Genomic DNA, 8,426 nt, shown 5'->3' on the forward strand with positions numbered 1-8,426 from the left:
GAGTGGCATGAAGTACGCGCAAAACCGTCAGGCATTCAGAAATTATATCGAACAACAAAGGATGACGGCGGCTATTTCGATAAATTGGTACGAAATTACGCCAGCACGTTGGCACTGGCGTTTGTCATTATATGGCTACCAATGTAGGGCGAGTAAATGGTGAATACAAAACGTCAACACGCCCTAATACGATTGCTCTATGCTATTTTGCTCTATGCTATTGATCTGCCAATGTCAGAATATCAATTTCCCCGATCCGCTGCTGAGGGTTAGCCACCATGGCTTGTAGCACAATGAGCAAACAGTCAATGTGTCGTTCTATGGTCGGTTGGTCAAACAGGGCCGGAGCATAATTTATCGCCCCGACAATCATGTCATTCTCCTCAAAAAACTCTATTTCGAGATCACAATTGATAATATTTAAATCATGAATAACCGATGACACTGTCAGCCCCGGTAGTGTCCAGTCGGGATCTTCATAATCCTGCCAGGCAAACATGACCTGGAACAACGGCGTATGGTCTGGCCGGCGTGACGGCTGCACAATTTCCACCACCTGCTCAAACGGCAAATCCTGATGCGCCTGTGCCCCTAACGTGGTTTGCCGGACTTGTGCCAATAACTCCGCCACGGTCAGTTCATCCGAGGCTCTCGTGCGCAACGCCAGTGTATTCACGAAGAAGCCAATTAAAGGCTCCACTTCCTGACGGCGGCGACCAGAACTGGGGGTTCCGATAATGATATCTTCCTGACCGGACAAACGCGATAAGACCACCGTCCAGGCAGACAATAGTGTCATAAATAACGTGACACTGTGCTGCGCACTCAGGCGTTTCAGGGCGGCCATTAATTCCGCATCCAAATTGATGGGTAAAACCTGCCCGACAAACGACTGCTCAGACGGGCGTGGCCGGTCTGTAGGCAAATTCAGCAAAGCCGGTGCGTCAGCCAGCGTCGTGCGCCAATAGTCAGATTGCGCCTGCATACGTTCAGCAGAAAACCACTGACGCTGCCAGGCTGCATAATCAGGGTACTGGATCGCCAGCGTGGGTAAAGGATCCAGTTGCCCGGCCAGAAAAGCCGTATAGAGTGAGTTCAGTTCATCTATCAGTACCTTCACTGACCAGCCATCGGAAATAATATGGTGCTGGGTCAGCAAAAACTGATATTCGTCATCTGCCAGCCGGATAAGCATCGTTCGAACAAGCGGACCATGGCTGAGATCAAATGGCGCAGACACCTCCTCAGTACGCAGTCGTTCCAACACTGTTTCAGCATTCGGGCATCCTCGCAAGTCATGATGAACCAATGGCAATCCGCGATCTGCCACCAGCAGGCGGATCTGAGGCTGACCGTCAACGGAAACAAAGACAGAGCGCAGCGCTTCATGGCGGGCAAATAACACATTCAGTGCCTGCTGCCAGATTGCGATATCCAGTTGACCACGCAAATTCAACACAAGCGGCATATGATAGCGCTCACTGACTCCCTCAAACTGAGTCAGTGCCCACAAGCGCTGTTGAACGAATGACAGCGGCAGTCCCTCCTCACGGGAGATGGGCATGATGGGGGGCAATGTGTTTTGCTGAGCAAACGTACTTTGTTGATTAAATCGGCTATGGAGTCTTTCAGCAAGGGCAGCCAAAGAGGGGGAACTAAACAGTTCACTCAGTGGCAATTCCACTCCTAAAGCGGCTATTCCGTTCATGACCCGCATCGCCAGCAATGAATGTCCGCCCAGCGCAAAGAAATTATCATGCCGGCTGATCAGTTCAGTCCCCAAGACTTCCCGCCAAATCGCCGCTAACGCGATTTCCATTTCTCCCTGTGGGGCTTCATAGGCTTGCCGGGCAAAGGCGTCTCCATCCGGTGCCGGCAGTGCCCGGCGATCCAGTTTGCCGTTCGGGGTCTGTGGGAAGCTGTCGAGGTGCATAAAGGCCGCCGGCACCATATAATCCGGCAAAACCGCACTCAGGTGAGTACGCAGGTTGTTGACCAGCGCTTCATCCGCTTCCGCCACGACATAGGCCACCAGCCGTTTACTCTGCCCGTCATCCAGTGCCAGCACCGCCGCCTCATGCACCGCCGGATATTCCAGCAAGCGGGTTTCAATTTCCCCCAGCTCTATACGGAAACCACGAATTTTCACCTGATGATCATTACGGCCAAGGAATTCCAGACTGCCGTCCGGCTGGTAACGGGCCAGATCCCCCGTGCGATACATGCGGGAGTCAGATACCGGACTAAAGGGATCGGGAATAAAGCGTTCTTCACTTAATATAGGCTGGTTCAGATATCCCCGCGCAACCCCTACGCCACCAATATAGATTTCCCCCACACAACCCAACGGTACGGGTTGCCCGTTGCCGTCCAGCAGGTAAATGCGGGTATTTCTGAGTGGCCGGCCGATAGCTCGGTCATCATCTGGGGAAAGGATTTCCTGACAGGTGGCCGTAACGGTATTTTCCGTCGGACCATAGGCATCTAATAACCGGGGACAATGACCTTCCTGTGCAAACCAGTCCTGAAGGGCTTTTTTCTGGACGGCCTCACTGCCAATAATAATCAGCCTGAGCGCGTCAGGCAGTGCTAATCCCGGATCTCTGCCCGCCAGTTCAGACCAGAATAATGTGGGCAGAAACATCACCGTGACACGGTTTTCCCGGGCTAAGGCAATAAATTCCGGCATAGAAGCCAGCCAGCTATCATCACGAATGATTAGCGTGGCGCCATGACATAATGATGAGAAACACTCCTCGACGGAGACATCAAAGGCAAACGCCGCAAACTGCAATACCCGATCCTGCGCTGTCACGCCATAAAGTTCATTGACGCCCAAAGTACGTTGATAAATCGCCTGATGCTCCACCATCACGCCTTTCGGCTGCCCGGTAGAGCCCGAGGTATAAATCACATAGGCCAGATGTTGTGGCGTTAATGCTGAAACCTGTGGGTTACTGTCCGGTTGATCAGGCTGCTTCGTCGGGTCAAGCACAGTCAACTCAGCCAGTACCTCGTCACCCAATATAGACTGCCCGATCCTGTCTGCCACTACCACGGATGGAGTACTGTCACTCAGGATATACGCCAGACGCTCTGCCGGATAAGTGATATCCAACGGCACATAGGCACCACCGGCTTTCAATACCGCCAGAAGTGCGACTACCATGGCCGGTGAACGTGCCACACAAATAGCGACCCGTTGCTCCGGCTCGACCCCCAACCCAATCAACTGATGGGCCAGCCGGTTAGCGCAGGCATTTAATTCGGCATAACTCAGGCGTTGTCCCTGATATTCCAGTGCCGTGGCCTCCGGGGTTTTCTGTGCCTGCTGTTCAAACAACTGATGAATACACAAGGCCTCAGGGTAGGTGGTCTCCGTCCCGTTCCAGATGTTCAGCAATAAGGTACGCTCCGCTTCCGGCAGGATTTCCAATGCCCGCACCGGCATCTCCGGGGTGTGTTCCAGCGCGTCTGTCAGACTTTCCAGCGCCTGCTGCATATAGCCGCATACCCGTTCCGGGTCAAACGGCAGTACCACACTCGCTGTCAATCCCAAGGCGTCACCAAAATCCTCTACCGACAGCCCAAAGGGATAGTTCGTTCGTCCCTCTCCGTCTAAAAACTCAATGCCTTCCAATGTATCATCCGACGACTCTGAGGAGCTATTGTGCCGGTAATTCAACAGGGCGCTAAAGAGAGGGGTGCCACGTTCAACCCCGCTACACTGCTGGGCCAGCGCCAGTGAAGCATGTTCATGGGCTAATAATCCTGCCAGTCGGCGATGGGCTGCCTGTACACCATCCCGTATCGGGGTGTCATCTATATCCAACCGTAACGGCAAGGTATTGATAAACAATCCCATTCCATTGTCTGCCCCTTCGCCTCCCGTCATGCGTCCAAACAGCACGGTGCCGAACACCACTTTTTCCTGTCCGCTGGTGTGCGACAACACCTGTGCCCAGGCCAGATGGCACAAGGCCGCCAGACTCACTCCCTGCTTCTGGGCCTGATTGCGCAAACGGTCATTCAACTCAGGCGGCAACAGTCGGTAAGATTCCATTTCCTGAGATCCATCAAGATGGACCTCCGCCAGCCCGAACGGCAACGTGGGTTCCTCCACTTCCGCCAGCATTTCGGTAAAGAAACGGGTGTGGGCTTCTTGGCTCACGCCCAACCGCACCTGTGCCACCAGATTACGGAACGGCACAGGCGCAGCCAGATTCTCCTCTTGTCCTGTCAGGTATGCCTGAACTTCACGGTGCATCACTTCCGCTGTTTCATTGTCGCCAATCATATGATGTTGCAATTCCAGCAAGAACCAGCGTCCATCCGTTTCCTGAGCAACCGCAAAGTGCAGTAGCGGGGCCTGATTCAGGTCAAGACGATAATGGCTGGGATCAAAACGTCGGCTTAACTGGTCAATGACCGGGCCGTCAGTCGGATCCAGTATCAGTTCTGTCACTGACAAGGAGGCATGGCGCCAGACGACCTGCACCGGCACGGACACCCCTTGCCAGATAAATGCCGTCCGTAAAATATCGTGACGGTCAACCACCTGTTGCATCGCCGCCAGATAACGATCCAGTAACATGCGATCAGAAAACACTATCTGCCCGCTCATCAGGTACGTATCCCCTTCCCGTGCCAGTAAGTGGTGGAACAAAATCCCATCCTGCAACGGCGATAACGCGTAGATATCCTGAATATTCGCCATGCCACCCGATACTTGTCCGACAATGAGGTCAATATCCGCCTGCGTTAAATCCACCAAAGGTAACATTTCCGGGGTCAGGTGCTGCGTTTCGGGGGTAATCACATTTGGCGGAATTTCGACGGTCTGATGCCGCCCCAACGTTTGCGCCAGATCAGACAACACCGGCGACCGGAACAAATCCCGTACCATCAATGTCAATCCCAACTGACGTAAGCGCTCAATCATGCGCACCGCGAGCAATGAATGACCACCCAGCGCAAAGAAGCTGTCATGGCGGCTGACCTGTTCAATGCCCAGTAATTCACCCCAAATCGCCGCCAGCGCCATTTCAGCTTCCCCCTGCGGGGTTTCATAGGCCTGCCGGGCAAAGGCATCTCCATCCGGTGCGGGTAGTGCCCGGCGATCTAACTTACCGTTCCGGGTCAGCGGGAAAGCATCCAGTCTGACAAACGCTGACGGAATCATATATTCAGGTAAGCAAGCTGACAGATGCAAACGCAAATGGTGAGCAAGTTCTTCTTCTTTATTTGCCACCACATAAGCGACCAGCCGTTTATCTCCCCCTTTGCTATAAGTGACCACCAGTGACTCCCGAATGGACGGATACTCCATCAGGCGCGCTTCTATTTCTCCCGGTTCTATACGGAATCCCCGGATCTTCACCTGCTGATCATTACGTCCTATATAAACCACGTTACCATCCGGCAGATAACGGGCAAGGTCACCTGTCCGATACATGCGGGCACCCGGGATCGCTGAGAATGGATCATTCAGGAAACGCTCTGCACTCAGCTCCGGCCGGTTCAAATAACCACGCGCTATCCCTACACCGCCGATATAAAGTTCACCTTCCACACCCAGCGGCACTGGCTGGCCCTGAGCATCAAGCAGATAGATACGTGTATTGTTTATTGGGCGGCCGATAGGGATCTCCTCACCCTGATAATCTGGTGGACAATTCCATGCCATCACCGCAACGGTGGCTTCAGTTGGGCCATAAATATTAAAGGTGTTATACCTGCCCGCTACCGATTGCAATAGCGCAGAACCCAGCGCCTCCCCTGCAAATATCAAGGTTAAATGAGTTTGTAACGGGGGAAGTTCGTGGGCATTCTGAAGGACCGCAGGCGGTAAAGTCAGATGAGTAATACGATGTTCATCCAGGTAATTCCACAAGGCATTCCTGTCATAGCGTACATCATCTGACAGGATATGGAGGGCTGCACCCGCACCATAAGCCATCACAATATCCGCAACGCTGGCGTCAAAACTGATGGATGCAAATTGTAAAACCCGGCTATTCGGTTTAACACCTAAACGCGCAATATGGTCAATTGCCAGATTTATTGCGCCACGATGTTCCACCATCACCCCTTTGGGCATCCCAGTGGTCCCTGAGGTATAAATCACATAGGCCAGTTGTCTTGAATTCAGTGACAATACCTGAGGGTTGCTATCTGGTTGTGCCCAATCATTATCCGGTTCTAATACTTTCAACCCCTTCAGTGTCTCCTGACCCAAAGCAGTACGCCCTATCGCATCTGCCACTACTATTGCAGGGGTTGCATCATTTAAAATATTACTCAGGCGTTCACCCGAATACGCAGGATCAAGCGGAACATAAGCACCTCCGGCCTTCAATATAGCCAACAACCCTATCATCATTGACGCAGAACGGGAGACACAAAGCGCAACACATTGTTCCGGTATCACTCCCTGTGCAATAAGCTCATGAGCCAGCCTGTTTGACCGCCTGTTCAATTCAGCATAGCTCAATGTTTCAGCCCCACACACCAGTGCTGTTGCATTCGGCGCCCTTTGCACCTGTTGCTCAAACAACTGATGAATACACAACGTCTCAGGATAGGGAGTTTCCGTCGAATTCCAGGTTTCCAGCAACAACCTGCGCTCTGCCGGTGTCAGGATATTAATGTCCCCGATTCGCTGTTGGGTGTTAGCGATCATGGCCTGCAATACAGTGTGCAAATAGCCAATGTGCCGTTCCATGGTTGTTAGATCAAACAGAGCCGTAGAATAATTTAAAGCACCGGCAATCCTGTCGCCCTCCTCAAACAGCCCCAGCTCAAGATCAAATTTGACAATCTCCATATCTTGATCAGCCGGAGATACGGTCAGTCCCGGCAGTGTCCAGTCGGTATGTTCATTGTTTTCCCAGGAAAACATCACCTGAAACAGTGGCGTATGGGACAGCTGGCGTAGCGGTTGTACAATTTCCACTACCTGCTCAAACGGCAAATCCTGGTGCGCCTGTGCCGCTAACGCGGTTTGCCGGACCTGCGCCAACAATTCTGCCACCGTCAACTCACCCGAGACTCCCGTGCGCAATGCCAGCGTATTGACAAAGAAGCCAATCAAAGACTCCACTTCCTGACGGCTGCGGCCAGAACTGGGGGTTCCGATAATGATATCTTCCTGACCGGATAAACGCGATAAGACCACTGCCCAGGCGGATAACAGCGTCATAAATAAGGTAACACCGTGCTGCGCACTCAGGCGTTTCAGCGCGGCCGTTAGTTCCGCATCCAAATTGATGGGTAAAATCTGACCGGCAAACGACTGCTCAGACGGACGGGGCCGATCTGTAGGTAAATCCAGCAAAACGGGGGCGTCAGCCAGTGTCGTACGCCAATAATCAGATTGCACCTGAATACGTTCAGCGGAGAGCCACTGACGCTGCCAGACCGCATAATCAGGATATTGGATCGCCAGCGCGGGCAAAGGATCCGGTTGTCCGGCCAGAAAAGCGCTATAAAGCGTGTTCAGTTCATCTATCAGTACATTGACCGACCAGCCATCGGAAACAATATGATGCTGGGTCAACAAAAACTGATATTCGTTATCCGCCAGCCGGATAAGCACCGCCCGGATAAAGGGGTCATGACCGAGTTCAAATGGCGCAGACATTTCTTCAGCGCACAGTTGTTCCAGTACCACTTCGGCATCCGGGTGTTCACGCAGGTCATACTGAACCAATGGCAATCCGTGGTTTGCCGCCAGCAGACGGACCTGAGGCTGACCGTCAACGGACACAAAGACAGAGCGCAGTGCCTCATGGCGGGCAAATAGCGCATTCAGTGCCTGCTGCCAGACTGCTCCATCCAGTTGACCCCGCAAACGTAGCGCAATGGGAATATGATATGTTTCACTGGCACCTTCAAACTGAGTCAGGAACCACAAACGCTGTTGAGCGAATGACAATGGCAGTATCCCTTCACGGGAGACGGGCATGATGGGAGGTAATACGCTGCCTTGTTGATCAAACCGGGCCTGAACCACCTCGGCAAGCGCAGCCAAAGAAGGGGCGTTAAACAGCGTACTCAGCGGCAATTCCCCCCCTAAAACCGCTATCCGGTTCATGACCCGCACCGCCAGCAATGAATGGCCACCCAAGGCAAAGAAATTATCATGCCGGCTGATTTGTTCAATGCCCAGTAATTCACCCCAAATCACCGCTAACGCGATTTCTGTTTCTCCCTGCGGGGCTTCATAGGCTTGCCGGGCAAAGGCGTTCCCGTCCGGTGCCGGCAGTGCCCGGCGATCCAGCTTGCCGTTCGGGGTCTGCGGCAAGCTGTCCAGACGCACAAAAGCGGCCGGCACCATATAATCCGGCAAAACCGCACTCAGGTGAGTACGCAGGTTGTTGACCAGTACTTCATCCGCTTCCGCCACGACATAGGCCACCAGCCGT

Annotated in this window: 2 protein-coding genes; one reads left to right on the top strand and one right to left on the bottom strand. The window is 53.1% G+C overall.

Annotated elements, in window-relative coordinates; all coding sequences use genetic code 11:
- Window positions 1-7 precede the first annotated feature (7 nt).
- On the top strand, window positions 8-163 hold the full coding sequence (locus Xmir_RS35820; protein WP_167385990.1) for a hypothetical protein: 156 nt from the start codon (window positions 8-10) through the stop codon (window positions 161-163).
- Between the two features lie 54 nt (window positions 164-217).
- Here Xmir_RS35820 and Xmir_RS35825 read toward each other — a convergent pair.
- On the bottom strand, window positions 218-8,426 hold an 8,209-nt coding region (locus Xmir_RS35825), incomplete at its 5' end, for an amino acid adenylation domain-containing protein (RefSeq protein WP_145956900.1).

Source organism: Xenorhabdus miraniensis (assembly GCF_002632615.1).